Annotated in this window: 16 protein-coding genes; 4 read left to right on the forward strand and 12 right to left on the reverse strand. The window is 45.1% G+C overall.

What is annotated here, in order from left to right; all coding sequences use genetic code 11:
• Positions 1-142: 142 nt before the first annotated feature.
• Positions 143-682: an acireductone dioxygenase gene (locus MKY59_RS18205; RefSeq protein ID WP_339272922.1), complete on the forward strand. Its 540-nt coding sequence runs from the start codon at positions 143-145 to the stop codon at positions 680-682.
• 103 nt (positions 683-785) lie between these two features.
• Here the strand turns inward: MKY59_RS18205 and MKY59_RS18210 are convergent, their stop codons facing one another.
• The 8 genes from MKY59_RS18210 to MKY59_RS18245 form a co-directional block, all read right to left on the reverse strand.
• On the reverse strand, positions 786-1460 hold the full coding sequence (locus MKY59_RS18210; RefSeq protein WP_236412193.1) for a GntR family transcriptional regulator: 675 nt from the start codon (positions 1458-1460) through the stop codon (positions 786-788).
• 102 nt (positions 1461-1562) lie between these two features.
• Positions 1563-3194 carry an extracellular solute-binding protein gene (locus tag MKY59_RS18215; protein WP_339272925.1) on the reverse strand — a complete coding sequence of 544 codons (1632 nt, stop codon included), beginning with the start codon at positions 3192-3194 and terminating at the stop codon, positions 1563-1565.
• Between the two features lie 68 nt (positions 3195-3262).
• The gene (locus MKY59_RS18220; protein ID WP_236412191.1) at positions 3263-4132 is read right to left on the reverse strand and encodes a carbohydrate ABC transporter permease; all 870 of its coding nucleotides are present in this window, start codon (positions 4130-4132) and stop codon (positions 3263-3265) included.
• A 12-nt stretch (positions 4133-4144) separates the two neighbouring features.
• A complete protein-coding gene (locus MKY59_RS18225; protein WP_236412190.1) occupies positions 4145-5107 on the reverse strand; it encodes an ABC transporter permease subunit in 963 nt (320 codons plus the stop codon).
• 581 nt (positions 5108-5688) lie between these two features.
• Complete coding sequence (locus MKY59_RS18230; protein ID WP_339272928.1) at positions 5689-6480, reverse strand: HAD family hydrolase; 792 nt, start codon at positions 6478-6480, stop codon at positions 5689-5691.
• Between the two features lie 29 nt (positions 6481-6509).
• Complete coding sequence (locus MKY59_RS18235; RefSeq protein WP_236412187.1) at positions 6510-7022, reverse strand: hypothetical protein; 513 nt, start codon at positions 7020-7022, stop codon at positions 6510-6512.
• Between the two features lie 130 nt (positions 7023-7152).
• The gene (locus MKY59_RS18240) at positions 7153-7362 is read right to left on the reverse strand and encodes a DUF896 domain-containing protein (RefSeq protein WP_339272930.1); all 210 of its coding nucleotides are present in this window, start codon (positions 7360-7362) and stop codon (positions 7153-7155) included.
• Between the two features lie 99 nt (positions 7363-7461).
• On the reverse strand, positions 7462-7836 hold the full coding sequence (locus MKY59_RS18245) for a LysM peptidoglycan-binding domain-containing protein (protein WP_236412183.1): 375 nt from the start codon (positions 7834-7836) through the stop codon (positions 7462-7464).
• A gap of 276 nt (positions 7837-8112) precedes the next feature.
• On the opposite strand from MKY59_RS18245, the gene lexA reads away from it, so the two are divergent.
• The 3 genes from lexA (at position 8113) to MKY59_RS18260 (ending at position 11422) form a co-directional block, all read left to right on the forward strand.
• Positions 8113-8739 (forward strand): transcriptional repressor LexA, encoded by a 627-nt coding sequence (lexA, locus tag MKY59_RS18250; RefSeq protein ID WP_236412171.1) that lies wholly within the window; start codon positions 8113-8115, stop codon positions 8737-8739.
• 313 nt (positions 8740-9052) lie between these two features.
• Complete coding sequence (locus MKY59_RS18255) at positions 9053-9334, forward strand: hypothetical protein (RefSeq protein WP_339272932.1); 282 nt, start codon at positions 9053-9055, stop codon at positions 9332-9334.
• Positions 9335-10564: 1230 nt separating this feature from the next.
• Positions 10565-11422 carry a hypothetical protein gene (locus MKY59_RS18260; protein ID WP_236412163.1) on the forward strand — a complete coding sequence of 286 codons (858 nt, stop codon included), beginning with the start codon at positions 10565-10567 and terminating at the stop codon, positions 11420-11422.
• A gap of 578 nt (positions 11423-12000) precedes the next feature.
• Here the strand turns inward: MKY59_RS18260 and glnA are convergent.
• From glnA to hflX, 4 genes are all read right to left on the reverse strand, one after another.
• On the reverse strand, positions 12001-13329 hold the full coding sequence (gene glnA / locus MKY59_RS18265; RefSeq protein WP_236412161.1) for a type I glutamate--ammonia ligase: 1329 nt from the start codon (positions 13327-13329) through the stop codon (positions 12001-12003).
• A 131-nt stretch (positions 13330-13460) separates the two neighbouring features.
• Entirely contained in the window at positions 13461-13874 is a 414-nt protein-coding gene (locus tag MKY59_RS18270) for a MerR family transcriptional regulator (RefSeq protein WP_236412159.1), read from the reverse strand.
• Between the two features lie 83 nt (positions 13875-13957).
• Positions 13958-15211 (reverse strand): methionine gamma-lyase family protein, encoded by a 1254-nt coding sequence (locus MKY59_RS18275; RefSeq protein WP_339272935.1) that lies wholly within the window; start codon positions 15209-15211, stop codon positions 13958-13960.
• A gap of 84 nt (positions 15212-15295) precedes the next feature.
• Positions 15296-16582, reverse strand: coding sequence for a GTPase HflX (gene hflX, locus MKY59_RS18280; RefSeq protein WP_236412154.1), 1287 nt, complete (start codon positions 16580-16582; stop codon positions 15296-15298).
• Between the last annotated feature and the right edge of the window lie 92 nt (positions 16583-16674).

A 16674-nucleotide genomic window follows, 5' to 3' on the forward strand; every position in this document is an offset into this window, starting at 1 on the left:
CAGAAACTAACTTATTGTGAAAGATCGTTTTCATCAGCCGTGTGGCGCCGTTTGGCATCGACCCGAACGAATTAATGAATCGACAAAATCGAAGCGTTCCGATATAATGTCTATCAAACCTAGTGGAAAAGAGGGGAAGAAAATGGCTGAAATCGTGATCCGAAAAACGAACGAACGCATCACCGGAGAAGAAAACGTTCGAAATTTCTTGAACAAATATGACGTATTATATGAAAAATGGGATGCCTCCAAATTAAGCCCTGAACTGCAAACCAACTTCAACCTGACCGACGAGCAAAAAAAACAGGTTCTGGAGACGTACGATGCCGAAATCAAGGATTTGGCTGCGCGCCGCGGCTATCAAATCTGGGACGTGATCACCTTGTCTGAAGATACGCCCGACATTGAAGCGAAGCTGGCCAAATTTGAAGAAATCCATACGCACTCCGAGGACGAAATCCGCGCCATTGTTGGCGGTAAAGGCATTTTTGTCATCAAAGGAACGGAAGAAGAAGGTTACTTTAATGTAGAACTGCTGCCCGGGGACGTCATCTCCGTGCCTGAAAACATTCCGCACTTCTTTACGCTGATGGAAAACAAACAAATCATCGCTGTACGCCTCTTTATTGAAAAAGACGGCTGGATTGCAAGCCCTTATCCGGATCCATCCTTTATCAAATAAGATGATTCACAGCATGAATATGTAATAGGCTAAACAAAACCCCTGTTCGCCATCGAACAGGGGTTCGTTGCATCTCTTGAGGCATTATTCACCACTATGAGTTTTATATAAAATAATGCGGGAATTTGGCTTTGACCGGCTCTTGTTCGATCATGACCAAACGAAGATGCTCTTCCATGGCCTTAACGGCCAGCTCGGTCTCCCGTGCCGTAATCAGTCTATAGATCTCTTTGTGCTGGGAAACGATGACGTCCAGGTTGGAAACTTCGGACAAACGGAGCAGGCGCAAGCGATTAAAAGGAATGTTCAACTGCTGCAGCATCTTCCATGTCCGCATTTTGCCTGTCGCCTGAAACAGTATTTGGTGGAATTCTTCATCGAGCTCATACAGCCTATAAACATTATTGTTATCAAGGCATACTTCCTGCATCGCAATGTTGGTCTCCAATCGGAACCTGAACTCTTCCTCAAGAGAAGCACAAGCAAGAGCCACAATTTCCATTTCGATCTTTTCCCTGATGAATCGCCCTTCTTCCACGTGTTCCAAATTAATGAGCGACACGACCGTCCCGCTCTGCGGAATAATATCGAGCAGTTCTTCTTCGGCGAGTTTCATAAACGCTTCCCGGACAGGGGTCCTGCTCACCTGCAATTCATCCGCAATTTCCTTTTCGGAAATCTTCGTGCCCGGCTCAAGTTCAAGATGCAATATCCGCTCTTTAATCAGATTGTATGAATATGCCCGGGTCGATCCTCTAATTTTTTGATTAAGTGACATTCCTTAACCTCTTCCTCTCAGCCGTATTCATCCATCTTAGCACAAATTGCCGCTCCACTGAAATGCTCAAGTGAAACGGCAATCCGGGCTTTGGGCATTAGGTTACTGTTGTTTGCTCTCTTTATACTTCTTGTAAGTGTCGTTGGCAAGCTTCACGTATTGGGACAATCCTTGACTTTCCAGTTCCTGTACAAAGGTATCAAACTCAGACAATTTGCGTTCGCCCAGAATAAACTTCAACGTGTTTTGGTCCGTGTAGTCTTTGAGCGGCGTGCTCAGCAGCGTAACCTGTTCACGGTCAATTTCGGAATACGGGATCGGCGGTTCTGCCGGAACCACTTCTTTGGTCTCCTTCATGTCCTGCTGGAATTTCAGTTCTTCTTCGCTGAACATGGATTGCAGCAAATCGGTCGTTCCACCATACGCGAACACCCCGCCAGAGAAACCATAATCAATGCGTAGATCTTTGGTTCCCTTCGGATTCAGTCCGTTGTAGTTGATGTCGTCTGCCAGCTTGCGAACGCCGTTTTCTTTGGTAAAGGTCTCGCCTTCAACGCCCCATTTCGCGAATTCTTGGCCTTGGTCGCTGTAGTAGAGCCAGTCAATAAACTGCATAATGGCTTTGAAATTGTCGCTATCCTTGATCTTGCTCGAGATCATGACACCGTTTTCAAGTCTGGATCCGGACATCAGCTGCCCTTTTGGACCGCCTGGAACCGTAATTTTGGCAATGGAGAAGTTCCCTTCGCCGAGCGTTTTGTTCATGTCATTGCGATGCAGCACGAGCGTTTGCGAGTTACCGTTAATGATGAAGGACTTGCCGGAAACGAATTTCTGCGTGGCCTGATCATCATCCTGCGTAAAGCTTTCTTTGTCGAGCAATCCTTCCGTAACCAGTTTGTTGAAATACTCCAGCATTTCTTTGTACTCCGGCGTCGTCGCCGTATACACGAATTCATCCTGATCTTTCTTGTACGTCAGTCCGTTGCCGAATCCCCAACCTGCTTTCGTTCCAAAACCGGTGGCAGCGATGTTCAGCGTGCTGTTGAATTTGAATCGATCCGAGAACGGAGTGGAGTCCGGATAAATTTCTTTTAGTTTTTTGGCTGCCTGGTACAATTCATCCCAAGTGGTCGGAATCGGAATATTATTTTTTTCAAACAAGTCCGTTCTTACGATAAGCGTATAATCAGGCCATACTTCTTCATGCAGACCTGGAAGCACGTAGTATTTCCCATCTTCCTGCCGAAGGCCTTCAAGTTCATCCTCCAGTCCCCACTTTTCCACTTTATCTTTAAAATTCGGCATCAGATCAATGTAATCGCTGACCGGCAGAACCGCACCCGACGATACAAATGCCGATTCTTCGCCCGGATAAGTTTTAGGGATTACCAGAGGTGCATCCCCCGAACTGATCAGGAGGGATCTTTTTTGGGGATAGTCGCTCATCGGAACGATGGTAGGTTCCAACGTTACACCAGTCATTTCGGTGATTTTTTGGAATAACAGCCAATCCTTTTTATACGGATACGCCGGCTGATCGCTGTACAATATCGATAGGTTGAACGGTTCGCTCGCCTTGAAGGTATCCCCGACATTATACGTTTCCATGGCGCCCTTCGTTTTTACATCGGCTTCGCCGCCTCCTGCACCGCTGCTGCATGCTGCCAGCACGACGCTCATCAAAGTTGCCAAAACCATTTTGCCTACAAGCTTGCGTGGCTTCTGTTTCATCCTTTTAGTCCCCCTGCATGTGGTATAGGTTGGCCTTGCGTAAACAAGCTTATATATCGGGCTGGAGCCTATTGTTTCACGGACCCCAGCATGATACCGGTTACAAAGTAACGCTGCACAAACGGATAAATCGTCAAAATCGGCAGGATCGTCAGAACCATCGTCACTGATTTGATGTTGGCCGCAATCGAAGTAAGGTTATCCGCGGATGCTCCCGCAGAAGCTCCCCCTGTTGCTCCGGCGATCATGTTGCGAAGATAAATCGTGACCGGAAACAGTTCCTTTTTGTCCAGATAGAGAAATGCAGGGAACCAAGAGTTCCAATGGCTAACGGCATAAAACAGTACCATCGTTGCCATAACTGCTTTACTTAACGGTAAAATGATGCGGATCAAGATGCCATACGTATTCAGGCCGTCGATTGCTGCCGCTTCCTCCAGCTCTTCCGGCATATTTTCAAAGAAGGACTTCATGATCAACATGTTATAAATGCTGATTGCCCCCGGCACGACCAGTGCCCACATGGTGTTGTTGAAGCCCAGCGAATTGATCAAAACATAGTTCGGAATCAGACCACCGCTGAAAAACATCGTGAACACGGCGAACATCGTCAGGAACTTGCGGCCCATCAGACGCTTTTTGGACAGCGCGTAGGCGAAGATCGTGGTCATGAACATGGAAATCAATGTGCCCACAATGGTGTATATCACCGTGTTTTTATAGTTGGTCCAGAACATGCTGTCCTTGGAAATCGTTTTATAGGTGTCGATATTGAATCCTCTTGGGATAATGCTCACCTTGCCGGAGTTGATATACGACTCACTGCTGAAGGATTGCGCCACGACATTCAAAAACGGGTAAAGCGTAATGAACACTACGAACAATAAAAAGATGACATTGAATACCTTGAACACTTTGTATGATTTGGATTCAAACATGATGCTCCTCCTTTACCACAAGCTTCTTTGCGTCAATCTGCGCGAGATCGCGTTCACCGAAAATACGAGAATGAGCCCGATAATCGATTCGAACAATCCGATGGCTGTCGCATAACTAAAGTTGCTGGATTGCAGGCCGACCCGGTACAGATAGGTGGAGATCACGTCAGATGTTTCATAAGTCAGCGGATTGTACAGGAGCAATATTTTCTCGAACCCAACCGCCAGGAAGTTGCCCAGATTCAGAATCAGCAGTGTAACAATTGTGGGCAAAATGCCAGGAATGGTCACATGCAGCGTTTGTTTCCAACGATTCGCGCCATCGATTCGGGCAGCTTCATACAAGGAGTCGTCGATGGTTGTCAATGCTGCCAGATACAAAATCGCCCCCCAGCCCATTCCCTGCCAAACTTCGGAGGTAATATAGACGGTTCTGAACCATTCAGCCCGCTGCATGAAGGGAATGGTGTCTCCAGTGAAGAAGGATACCAAGCTGTTAATGGAGCCATTTACGGCTGTCAGCTGCAGGATCATACCGGCAACGATGACGATGGACAGAAAGTGCGGAAGATATGAAGCCGTTTGCACGAATTTTTTGAATCGTTTGCTTTTCACCTCGTTCAGCAGCAATGCAAAGATGATCGGTACCGGAAAGGTGAAGAGCAGCGCCAAACCGCCAAGCATCAGTGTATTTCCAAACACTTTCCAGAAGGTCGGGTCTTGAATAAACATTTGGAAATATCTGAATCCAACCCACGTTTCCCCGAAAATACTTCCCCCGGGAACAAATCGTCTAAAAGCAATGATGTTTCCAAGCATCGGACCATATTTAAAAATCAGCAAATAAATGATTGGAAGAATTAACAATGAGTACAGCTGCCAATCTTTACGGAACAGCGCTGCAGCTGTCTGTAATCTGCTTTCTTTACGCAAAGAGGTCATCGTTAATGTCGTTTTAGCAGTTTCCGTCTTCATGTGTCCTCACTCCGATCCATAAACATGAATTAAGGCATGGGTCCAATCGCTGTAAACCCACACTTTTCCTGTGACCTGACGCTTCTTGATGTATACTGAATGTTCACCCCCATAACAAAATAGATCCATCAAACCATGTAAACGGTATCATTTTTGTGTAAACTGGTATAATTGATTTCTCTAAACCGCCAACATCGAAATGGAAGCTTAAAAGTACAAACCGTCGCTTCCCAAATTCCAGTGGTTTCACAATAACTATAAAGCGCTTACAATGAATACGAAATGAATAGCGATTACACTCTTGCTCCCTTCACGCTAAACATGGTGTACGATCATTCCTTTCACCGTTTTTGTTAGCGGGATGCTTAACGTCGTTGCATCGTTTAGTTACAAGATGAATCGCTTTGTACAAGCGCATACTAGTCATACTAGTATGTTAGTTATATTCTAAATCAACCGTTCCAACATTTCAACATCTTTTTTATAAAAAAAATGTTGGCTGCTTCAAATGGATGGCAAAACAGCTGCCCCCAAATAAAGTACCAACATTCCTTCTGTACGATATGTTAATGCATAAGAACTTAAAATTCAGCAATAATACGCTTCAAATCTGCCAAATGTTTAATTTCATGATCAGGTGCATACGACTCTGGATTCTCTTTATTTTCCCGGTTAATCCATACAGCTCGAATACCCGAAGATAATGCTCCCCGAATATCCGTAGTAAGCTTATCCCCTACCATCATGCTCTCTTCAGGTTTGACGCCGAGTTGGGCTAAAGCATGTTCAAAGATGGACGGATCCGGTTTTCCCTTTCCGAAAGAACCCGAGATAATAATATGATCAAAAAATGGAGCCAATTCGGGCACGCCGTCCAATTTTTCTTGCTGCAAAGCAGGACAACCATTCGTTAAAAGCAGCAATTTGTAATTCCCTTGCAGTTCACGCAGCGTATCCATCGTTTCTTCGTAGATATGGGGTCTCGCTCGACGCTCAGCCGCAAATTGTTCAGCCAAACGCTCGGCTAATTCCTCTTGGTCTACGCCCAATTTCAACAAGCCACGTCGCCATGACTCCTTCCGATACACCGGAGCGAGCTGTTCCAACTGGCGGAATTCCGCTTGTTCTCCTCCTGTGAAATTGGCCCAAAGACCTTCAAAAGGATTGATTCCAATCATCTTGGTAAACGGAAACGTTTCGTAAGATTCGTACAAGTTACGAGCTTCATTGCGAACGGCTTCTTCAAGCTTTTCCGGATCTATGCCCGTTTCTTGGGCTGCCACAAGACATGTCTCATGAAAAGCTTCTCTTACACTGCGCTCATCCCACAACAAAGTATCATCAAGGTCGAACAAAATCGCTTTCAACGCCATCCCGGTCATCTTCCCCTTTATGCAATGGATTACTTTTTATCGATTGTTTCCACGGTGATCTGATGTGCTTTGGCAAATTTAAGAAGACGCTCTGCAAGCGCATCGGTATCGTAACGGTTAATCAGTTTCGTAAATACCCATCGTTTTCCACGGCTGTTGTGCTCAATGACCACTGTGCCTGGTTCAATACGGAATCTGACAATATCGTCCACGCCAATGGAGCGCTCGCGGTTTCCTTTGAGCGTCACGATTCGATTGCTGCTCACTTTAACGTAAGGTCGGCGCAGAAAGAAAATGAACGCCAAAAATACGTATAACAGCATCGTTACCCAGTCCCAGGTCGTCATGGAAGTTTGGGTAAGAAACGTGCTCATAAACAAATAAAGCACAGCAAGCCCCAACAAAAATACGGGAAACAGAAGACTGCGGCCTTTAAATACGTCTTCTCCCGGTGTTCCTGATACAGGTTGGCCATTTTTCTTGCGCTGTTGATTCAATTGTTTCGAATTTCTTCGAACCGTTCTCTCGAACGAACGAGCCATGAAAATCCCCCTTATATGTTCTTTTATGCAGGTCGGCACAACAACGATTAGCCAACACTTCCCCCTATATTATGGACACTCAAATATAAACAGAAGAAACCTAGATATCACAAGGATAGCTTAGGTTTCTCTAGTGTTTGAGTTTGCCCTGGCGGCCCTGATCGTTCTCGTCATCAACAATTTCAATGGAATCCAGCTGCTGTCTGAAATTGTTGCGAATGTTGTTCAAATAAATTTCTCTGAGTTTGGCGCGTTCTTCAAGTTCTTCTTCTGTCAATCCAGTGGATTTATGTTTGCGAGCCAACTCATTAATGCGTCCTACCAGGCGATCTATATCCAAACTTGTCCCCTCCAAAAATACAAAGTCACATTAACTTTGACATGTTCGGGTCTGCTTGTCAAGATTGATGCATAACCAGGGTGCAAATCTTCTATATAATTATTTAAAGCGAGGTAATTCCAACACTTGCCCGACTTGAATTGAACTTGTTTGTAACTGATTTGCTTCCTTAATTGCTTCTATATATACACGCGTATCCATATTTTCCGGTTTGTGTTCCAACGAGATGCTCCACAGCGTTTCCCCTTGAGACACCGCCACCTTACCACCAGGAATCAAATTTTCCTCATCACCTGCGAACACTGTTAGCACTGCGCTGCAGCCAATAATGACGATCAATGAAACGATCGTTAATTTTAATAGCAGAGCTGCTGCCTTGTTCTGAATCAGCCGTTTCTTTAGCAATCCCATATTGGATTTGACAGCCTCTGTATTGACAGGTTCGTAAATGCTTTGATAAGTGGAATATCTCATGGTTCCTTCGCCCTCCAAACATTTGTTCCGGTTCGTTGAAATCAATATAGCACGAACACATGTTTCATACAATAGTTTTTTAGAACAATTGTTCGCTCTTTTTTTGAGCATGGCGTTACAGCGGGATACGTCCAAAATTCGATGCATCGACGACGATTCAAACCAACCCTCCACGAAAACGTTGATTTTATCGCTTTTTTTTAGAACTTATGTTTGTACGAACGGTAGTTCTATGTTATAATTTTCCCAAACGTTACTAAATGGGGTTGATACGGTATGTCGAAGATATCCAGCAGGCAACAGGCTATTCTGGAGTTTATACGCAATGAAGTCCGGTTGAAGGGGTATCCTCCTTCCGTACGAGAGATTGGTGAAGCCGTCGGGTTGGCATCCAGTTCAACCGTCCACGGTCATTTGGATCGATTGGAGAAAAAAGGACTAATCAGACGCGACCCAACGAAACCTCGGGCGATTGAACTGCTCAGCCAAGAAGAGTCCGAGCATTCACATCAGTTTGCCCATAGCGTCGCTCGTGTTCCCGTTGTCGGTAAAGTAACGGCAGGGGTACCGATTACGGCAACCGAGAACATTGAAGACTACTTCCCGCTTCCAACACACTATGTCGGCGAACAGAAAGTCTTTATGTTATCCGTTGTCGGAGACAGCATGATCGATGCAGGCATCGTCAATGGAGACTATGTCATCGTTCGCCAGCAGCAAACGGCGGATAACGGCGATATCGTCGTCGCCATGACGGAAGAAGACGAAGCGACGGTAAAGACGTTTTATAAAGAAAAGGATCATATTCGTCTGCAACCGGAAAATGCCACTTTCGAGCCATTGCGTCTCAAACATGTCAGCATTTTGGGCAAGGTCATCGGTCTTTTCCGTGATATTCACTAATTTTGCGCAACATTTCACATCATGAATGACTACAACAAGAGGCTGGCCCGTTTAATGGGTCAACCTCTTTTTTTATGTCTTAGATATTGTGAATCCCCCCCCTCCTCCTCCGACTCCATTCCGGAAACTTCCATCTTCTTCTCATTCGATAAGAGGTTATTCGTGATTTTCCACGATTCATGATAATAAAGAAGATTGCAGAATAAAATTTTTCTTAATTATATTCTCAGAACACATGTTCCTATGTTATCATCTAGTCAAAGTTCATGTAATGAGCACAAGTTATACCGGCTTCAAAGAAAGGAGATAAAACATGAATCTATATAAATTCGAATTGACAGTGAATGGATTTCCACTGCGCGTCCATTTTAGTGCAACGGAAGAAAGCGGATTACGATGGTGCAAACGAACCGCTTCTGACTTCCAAAGGAATGTTGCCAATTTAGAGATAAAAGTTTCTGTACATAAAAAAGAGAAACAAAAGAATGCATGGGAATATCATGGAAAACCATATCTGTATGATCGAACTTTGCGAAAAAAACCTCTACCAGCGAACCACATAGCAGAAGATGATTCAATGACAGCTATACAATAATAACTTGAAAAACCCCTCACGCCATATGGCGCAAGTGATTAGGGATTCTAGTACAGCGTGATATATTGATCGCGTGTTTACAGCAAATCATAGCTTTTCATGACTTAGGGGAGTTTTTGGGGATAAACTGGGGGACAGTTAAAAAAATGAGCAATGAGACTTTTTATCATCTCATTGCTTATTTTAAGTAATACTTTTATTTTGTATACCCAACAGAAGCGATATAAATCAAATCAAAAATTCACTATATTTTGCACCTGTGGAACGCTGATTCAAAAATCAGCGCCCCAACTAGAATCCCATATTATTTGTAGGTAGAGAAAATTATTTAAATAGATCTAAAATTTTCGATAACACTTTAAACGATAACACAGTGACTAGCAGTATCCATACCCATTCCATAAAACTCCGCTTTGTACGTTTATTATTGCTCATTAAGATAATCCTTCTCGGGAATCACCTTGGGTACCTACCCTGACATTCTAATATGATACGAAGGAAATAACAAGTAATTAAGTAATTATTCGATTACGTACCCTTTGTAAAGGACTTTTCAAAGTGTCTATCTTATAGAATACAGTTTAAAATAAACTTAGCGGGGCCTTTGTTTAAATGAAATAACCTACTGTAAGTGAGTGTGGTGTAAAACAACAGCCCCTGTCTTCATCATTTCTCACATAGCATAACAACAAGAAGGCATTACGATACCTGGAAACCAAGCTGCTTGTGTATATCACCTGATGCAACAACCAAGTATCCTACCAACTGCCTTTGCCTCAACATCCCTTTTACCTCACTACGAATCGATAATACTTTTTGGATCAACATTTATCCACCTCTGTTCCCCTAAATTCAAACTTATCTTTAAAATATCTATTACCCGCGATCCTCACAGATACATGATCGGATGCTTCTAAATTACACCATAGTCCATAATTTCTTCTAGGTCCTGTGAAAAAGCCAGACAGATACACGAGTCTGGCATAAAGCAAAGACAAAAAAGTCTGTTTCCGATTTACGATATGTATTATTCATATACTCTTAGGCCACCTAACATATAAAGATATCACCAATATTACAATCAGTATATCGAATCCCACTATTTACACAAAACCATTTTAACACCTTGTTTGTTGTAATTATTGAGCACCCCAAAACGAGTCCCTCTCTGAATAAATTCCTTGATTTTTGTAAAAATAAGTTTAAATACTTTTATAATGGAGGATAACAATGGTCGCTATTCAACATACTGATGGACTCTTATTTAAAACAAGAGCTGGTTATTTCTTGAATACTGACAATGGTACTGGTCCTGTTGTTAAAATGCAGAAAGAGGCAAACCGCAATCCCGGGGTTAGTGATGAAATATGGTTCATTGAGCGGTTAGATGGCGCTGGTTCGATTCAACCGGGAGAACCAATTTTAATAAAATCGCGAGCTGGTTATTTCCTGAATACTGACCACGGTATCGGTCCTGTTGTTAAAATGCAGAAAGAAGCAAACCGTGATCCCGGGGTTAGTGATGAAATATGGTTCATTGAGCGGCTAGATGGCGCTGGTTCGATTCAACCGGGAGAACCAATTTTAATAAAATCGCGAGCTGGTTATTTCCTGAATACTGACCACGGTACCGGTCCTGTTGTTAAAATGCAGAAAGAAGCAAACCGTGATCCCGGGGTTAGTGATGAAATATGGTTTACTGAGTTAATAGTTCAAAATGACGAAGTACAACCTTGTTCAGATGGGAAGGGGGAATTTATTTATTCTGGGACGGCAAGTGTCGATATTGTCTCTGTAGATTACAAAATTTATGAGTGTGAAATTGAGTTGTTACCTAAAATAATCGGAATAAGAACTGGAGGAGAATATTTTCTAAGAAAAGGAAATAATTCAGTTACTGCCACATGGCCTGAAGCAGACGGGATTACCAGATATCAATTTAAAGCATGGGTCAATAACAAAGAGCTGTGGGTAGAAATTGAACATCAACACAAAACTGTAGAAGTTAGTATACCGCCAAAGACTCATTGGACAAAAACAGCAGGAGCTAAAACCAAATTAGGTTCTTGGTCTAACTTAAAAATATAGGATGACTATAAAAGAGCCCCTTTGGGGTTCTTTTAATGTAAAGGTTATTATCATTTTGAATGGCCTGCCACGTATGCGATCTTCGGTAAGCTACCACTCATGGAGCGCAAGGCGAATCTTCACTGCCTCAATTTGCCGTCCAGTAGCTTTGGAATTGTGTTACACATTGAAGGCGCAGGAGAAAGGTTTAACAGGACCGTTGAAATCATCAAGTTATGCTGAAATAGAACAGGCCGTAATTCAAGGAAAGTTGGAGCGGAACCCATGTAAAGGTTCTATTATTAAAGAGATGCGAAGAAAGAAGTCAGTTGATTTCACTGCCTCTGAGGATATAACTAATTTTCTTCACGCAGCTAGAGAGTTTTGATATATCTACTGGATATTCTTCGAGTTGCTCCTGTAACTGATAAACCGATCATCAACAAATACGAGCTATATACCTCAAATACTCTTGGTTCAGACAAACAAAAAAACATGGGGACGTTTGGGGGATACACCTCAATAGAAGCGTAATCTCCTCACTAAACGTCCCCATATGAAATCTCATTAAACCCCGTGATTACAAGGTTTTAACCCAATTAGTACAGCGTGATATATTGATCGCGTTCCCATTGGTGAACTTGCGTGCGGTACATATCCCACTCGATTTCTTTCAACTCATAGAAGTGAGCCAAAGCGTGGTCGCCGAGCGCGTCGCAGATGACTTCGCTGCGGATCAGCTCATTAAGAGCTTCTTTCAGGTCAGCCGGCAAGCTTGGGATGCCTTCTTCCACACGCTCTTCTTCGGACATGATATAGATGTTGCGGTCGATTGGAGCCGGCAAAGGAAGCTCGCGTTTGATGCCGTCCAAGCCTGCTTTCAACATCACAGCCAGTGCCAAGTATGGGTTCGCAGCCGGATCCGGGTTGCGCACTTCGACGCGTGTGCTGAGACCGCGGGAAGCCGGAATACGAATCATTGGACTGCGGTTACTTGCAGACCATGCTACGTAACAAGGTGCTTCGTAACCAGGTACAAGACGTTTGTAGGAGTTTACGCTAGGATTCGTGATCGCCGCGTATGCACGAGCATGCTTCAGCATTCCTGCCATGTAATGGCGAGCGGTTTTGCTAAGGCCAAGCTCATCGGACTCGTCCACGAACGCGTTCTCATTGCCTTTGAACAGGGATTGGTTACAGTGCATACCGGAACCGTTCATGCCGAACAACGGTTTTGGCATGAATGTAGCATGCAATCCGTGCTGGCGAGCAATCGTTTTAACGACCAGTTTGAACGTTTGGATTTGGTCAGCCGCTTTCAACGCATCCGCGTATTTGAAGTCGATCTCGTGCTGACCTGGAGCTACCTCGTGATGGGAAGCTTCAATTTCAAAGCCCATTTCTTCGAGCGTAATAACGATGTCACGACGGCAGTTTTCGCCAAGATCCGTTGGAGCCAGATCGAAATAACCGCCTTGGTCGTTCAATTCGTTGGTTGGGTTACCTTTTTCATCGGTCTTGAACAAGAAAAACTCTGGCTCAGGCCCGACATTCATCGCTGTAAAGCCCATTTCTTCCGCATCCTTCAGGCTGCGTTTCAGAATGCCGCGCGGATCTCCAGGGAACGGCGTTCCGTCCGGCAAGTATACGTCGCAAATCATGCGAGCAACGCGGTTGTCGGCCACCCATGGGAAAATGAGCCAAGTATCGAGATCCGGATAGAGGTACATATCGGATTCCTCGATGCGCACATATCCTTCAATGGAAGAACCATCGAACATCATTTTGTTGTCCAAAGCCTTTGTCAGCTGGCTTACCGGAATTTCAACGTTTTTGATTGCACCGAGCAAGTCTGTAAACTGCAAACGAACAAACCGTACATTTTCTTCTTTTGCGATGCGGAGAATGTCTTCTTTAGTATAACTCACGATACTCTCTCCCTTTCTTCTCTGCTTATTTAGCTTGCATGTTATATTTGTACATTAGAAACCCGCATGGGTCAAGAAAAGGCTCAACCTATGACAGGAACATTTCCTATGACACGCGAGATTACGCAACATTATTTTTTGTTGAAAAATCGGGAAAGCTCTCCTTGAATAAGCGATACTTGTCCCGGTCTTTTTCCGGAAACCAGCTGTTGTTTCAACAAACGATGAAGCTGCGTATCCGATAGTTCCCTGCGTTTCACTTCCGTATCGGCCGTAATGACGGTTGCTTCCTCGGATTCCTTGGACACAGGGTTCATTACCTGTTTGATGCCCGCGATGTTTACTCCTTTTTCGATCAAAGCCTTGATTTCGAGCAAACGTTCAACGTCATTAAACGAAAACAAACGCTGATTGCCTGACGTTCTTGCCGGAACGATCAGATTATGCTGCTCATAATAACGAATCTGCCGTGCGGACAGGTCCGTCAGCTTCATAACGATGCCAATCGGGAATAAGGCCATATTTCTGCGAATTTCGTCGCCCATCACTCATCAACCTTCCAGTCATCTATTCTTCACCTTATTGTACATTTACTTGTTACAAAGTGTCAATAACGTGTTAGATAAACTCACAATAATTTACGATCTTTCATGGCTTGTAATGCCATCAAAACGCCATATTTGACATGCGAGTACGTTAATCCCCCTTGCATGTACCCGATATAAGGCTCTCGGATCGGTGCATCCGCAGACAGCTCAAGACTTCCGCCCTGAATGAACGTACCTGCCGCCATAATAACAGGATGTTCGTATCCCGGCATGTCCCAAGGCTCGGGAACGACATGGCTATCCACCGCCGCTGCCCGCTGAATCCCTTGAACGAAGGCAATCAAATGCTCAGCGGAACTGAACTGGACCGCCTGGATCAGGTCAGTTCGTTTATCATTCCATGCAGGTTTGGTGACAAATCCGGAAGCCGCAAACATCGCTGCCGCAAAAACGCTTCCTTTAACGGCTTGTCCAACGATCGTTGGAGCCATGTAAAGTCCCTGATAGATTCCCCGTGTCGTGCCAAGCATTGCACCAACCTCGCCGCCGATACCGGGGGCCGTCAGACGATAGGCTGCAAGCTGTACATATTTTTCCTTTCCGCATATGTATCCACCGGTTTCCGCAAGACCGCCGCCAGGGTTTTTGATCAGCGATCCGGCCATCAGGTCTACGCCCACTTGGGTAGGTTCCAATGGCTCGGTAAACTCCCCGTAACAATTGTCCACGAACACGATGACATCTTCCTTGATCGCCTTCACGCGTGTGACCATGTCCGCAATTTCGTCGATACAAAAAGACGAGCGCCAATCATACCCGCGCGAACGCTGGATACCGATCACTTTGGTTTTTGACGTCACGCTATTTCGCACTGCTTCCCAATCGATCCCGCCATCGGGAAGCAGTGCCGTTTCCTTGTAATCGATGCCGAAATCCATCAGGGAACCCGTGCCATCACCAGGCTTGCCGATGACTTTATGCAAAGTGTCATAGGGTTTCCCCGTTATATATAACAATTCGTCCCCCGGGCGCAGAACGCCGAACAAGGCCGTTGCAATCGTATGCGTTCCCGAAGCGAAATGAGGGCGGACAAGCGCCGCTTCCGCTCCGAAAACATCTGCATATACCTCGTCAAGCACTTCCCGTCCGCGATCGTTGTAGGCATAACCTGTCGATCCCGCAAAATGAAAGTCGCTCACTTTTCTCCGTTGAAATGCATCGATGACTTTCCATTGATTTTGATCGACCAAGCGATCAATCTCTTTCATTTGTTGCTCGATCTGGCGTTCAACCTGTTGTTGAAGCTCAATGATTGCTGTATCAAAACTGGACATCCTGCTTTATTCTCCTTTATTGCATGAATCTAACGTCAAATATATATTGTTATGTCAACTTACCATACAAATGTATCGCCAATGTTACGAAACGATGAAATCTTCGAGTAAATAGCCGTATTTTTCATATTCGCCCTTTTGCAGCTCCACTTGATAGATCACATCATTCTCTTCGAACGACGTGTCCACCACGTCTCCGATCTTATATAATACCGAAGTCAGATCACCGCGATCCGCCGGAATGCGGAAACGTTTGGTATCGCCTGTCAGCTCGGCCTGAATGCGCTCCCGGATTTTGAGCTGGTCAACTTCATCGTATGCACTGATCTTCATATGTTCCTTGTCCTGCGGCAGCATTTCAAGCTGTTCAGGAGTACATGCATCCTTTTTATTAAACAGGACCAGCTGCGGCTTGTCGCCGGAACCCAGCTCCTGCAAAATGGCATTTACCGTTCTCATCTGATCCTCGCGCATTTCGGAAGATGCATCCACGACGTGCAAAATCAGGTCTGCTTCATTCACTTCCTCCAGTGTAGCGCGGAATGCAGCAATCAGATCATGGGGCAGGTTCTGAATGAAACCAACCGTATCGGTAAGCACGATTTCTTTGCCGCTGGGCAATTCCATCGTACGGGATGTAGGATCCAGCGTAGCGAACAACTGGTTCTCAATATATACATCGGCTTCTGTAAGCTGTTTCAACAGTGTCGATTTGCCTGCATTCGTGTATCCGACGAGTGCCACTTGAACTATCCCCGTTTTTTTGCGGCGCTCGCGATGAAGTTTGCGATGTCGCGTTACTTCCTCCAAATGCCGCTTCAGATCATCGATCCTTCCGCGAATGTGGCGGCGATCCGTCTCAAGCTTGCTCTCCCCCGGTCCGCGGGTACCAATCCCGCCTCCCAGTCTGGACAAGTTTTTGCCGTGTCCGGACAACCGTGGCAACAAATAGCTCAATTGGGCCAGCTCTACCTGGATGATCCCTTCCCTCGTATTGGCGCGTTGCGCGAAAATGTCCAGAATCAACTGGGTACGGTCGATAATTTTTAGGTCGAGCGCTTCTTCCAAGTTACGAACCTGAGCCCCGGACAACTCCTGATCGAAAATCGCCGTCGTTGCGCCAAGTTCTTCCGCCACTGCACGCAGCTCATCCACCTTGCCTTTACCGATGAACCATTTCGTATCCCGCGTTTCCCGGTTCTGGGTCAGGACGCTCAAAACCTCAACGCCTGCTGTTTCGGCAAGCTTGACCAGCTCTTCGAGCGAATATTCCGGATTAATACCCGATCGTTTGACCTCATCCGTAATCAGGCTGACCAATATGGCACGATCTTTTTGTACTTGATTGGTATCATGTGTGACATTTGCCATCGTATCATTCCCTCCTTCTGCATGGTACGATCGTCAACCTCCAACGTCTTGCCATGCATGCCAAGCCGGACCGGATGGGCCCGGCCGGCTTA

The sequence above is a fragment of the Paenibacillus sp. FSL W8-0426 genome, assembly GCF_037969725.1.
GTDB classification, from domain to species: domain Bacteria; phylum Bacillota; class Bacilli; order Paenibacillales; family Paenibacillaceae; genus Paenibacillus; species Paenibacillus hubeiensis.

Bases quoted from the DNA above. Each gene is read 5' to 3' on its own strand.
- MKY59_RS18205 (WP_339272922.1), top strand. From the start codon at position 143: ATGGCTGAAATCGTGATCCGAAAAACGAACGAACGCATCACCGGAGAA.
- MKY59_RS18210 (WP_236412193.1), bottom strand. From the start codon at position 1,460: ATGTCACTTAATCAAAAAATTAGAGGATCGACCCGGGCATATTCATAC.
- MKY59_RS18215 (WP_339272925.1), bottom strand. From the start codon at position 3,194: ATGAAACAGAAGCCACGCAAGCTTGTAGGCAAAATGGTTTTGGCAACT.
- MKY59_RS18220 (WP_236412191.1), bottom strand. From the start codon at position 4,132: ATGTTTGAATCCAAATCATACAAAGTGTTCAAGGTATTCAATGTCATC.
- MKY59_RS18225 (WP_236412190.1), bottom strand. From the start codon at position 5,107: ATGAAGACGGAAACTGCTAAAACGACATTAACGATGACCTCTTTGCGT.
- MKY59_RS18230 (WP_339272928.1), bottom strand. From the start codon at position 6,480: ATGGCGTTGAAAGCGATTTTGTTCGACCTTGATGATACTTTGTTGTGG.
- MKY59_RS18235 (WP_236412187.1), bottom strand. From the start codon at position 7,022: ATGGCTCGTTCGTTCGAGAGAACGGTTCGAAGAAATTCGAAACAATTG.
- MKY59_RS18245 (WP_236412183.1), bottom strand. From the start codon at position 7,836: ATGAGATATTCCACTTATCAAAGCATTTACGAACCTGTCAATACAGAG.
- lexA (WP_236412171.1), top strand. From the start codon at position 8,113: ATGTCGAAGATATCCAGCAGGCAACAGGCTATTCTGGAGTTTATACGC.
- MKY59_RS18255 (WP_339272932.1), top strand. From the start codon at position 9,053: ATGAATCTATATAAATTCGAATTGACAGTGAATGGATTTCCACTGCGC.
- MKY59_RS18260 (WP_236412163.1), top strand. From the start codon at position 10,565: ATGGTCGCTATTCAACATACTGATGGACTCTTATTTAAAACAAGAGCT.
- MKY59_RS18270 (WP_236412159.1), bottom strand. From the start codon at position 13,874: ATGGGCGACGAAATTCGCAGAAATATGGCCTTATTCCCGATTGGCATC.
- MKY59_RS18275 (WP_339272935.1), bottom strand. From the start codon at position 15,211: ATGTCCAGTTTTGATACAGCAATCATTGAGCTTCAACAACAGGTTGAA.
- hflX (WP_236412154.1), bottom strand. From the start codon at position 16,582: ATGGCAAATGTCACACATGATACCAATCAAGTACAAAAAGATCGTGCC.